General features: G+C 63.2%; 1 pseudogene. It reads left to right on the top strand.

Annotated elements, in window-relative coordinates:
* Positions 1 to 711, top strand: a pseudogene (gene istA / locus OKA11_RS24465) (IS21-like element ISSsp5 family transposase); the annotation flags it as partial.

Below are 711 nucleotides of genomic sequence, written 5' to 3'. Positions count from 1 at the left end.
ATCATCGATGGATGGCTTGAGGGGGATCGCGGTGTCCCGCGCAAGCAGCGCCATACGGCGAAGCGGGTATTCGACCGTTTGCGCACCGAGCATGGTTTCACCGGCGGCTATACGATCATCAAGGATTACATCCGGGAGCGCGAGCAGCGCAGCCGGGAGATGTTCGTGCCGCTGGCGCACCCGGCGGGAGATGCACAGGCCGATTTCGGGGAAGCTCTGGTGGAGATCGGCGGGGTGGAGCAAAAAGCCTACTTCTTTGCGCTCGATCTACCGCACAGTGATGCCTGCTATGTGCGGGCCTATCCGGCGGCAGTGGCGGAAGCCTGGGTGGACGGACACGTTCATGCCTTTGCGTTCTTCGGCGCGGTGCCGCGCTCGATCGTCTACGACAACGATCGCTGCCTGGTGGCGAAGATCCTGCCAGACGGCACGCGCAAGCGTGCCACGCTGTTCAGCGCTTTCCTGTCGCATTACGTGATCCGCGACCGCTATGCCCGCCCGGGCAAGGGGAACGAGAAAGGCAATGTGGAAGGGCTGGTTGGTTACTGCCGCCGCAATTTCATGGTGCCGATCCCGAAGTTCCCGACCTGGGAGGCCTTCAACCTGTGGCTGGAGGAGCAATGCCGCAAGCGCCAGCAGGACAAGGTGCGCGGGGAGAGCGAGACGATCGGTGAGCGCTTGCAACGCGATCTCGCGGCCATGCAGCCTCTA

The sequence above is a fragment of the Novosphingobium clariflavum genome (assembly GCF_026420865.1).
Classification (GTDB): Bacteria; Pseudomonadota; Alphaproteobacteria; order Sphingomonadales; family Sphingomonadaceae; genus Novosphingobium; species Novosphingobium clariflavum.
This window is presented reverse-complemented; position numbering and strand designations above follow the sequence as displayed.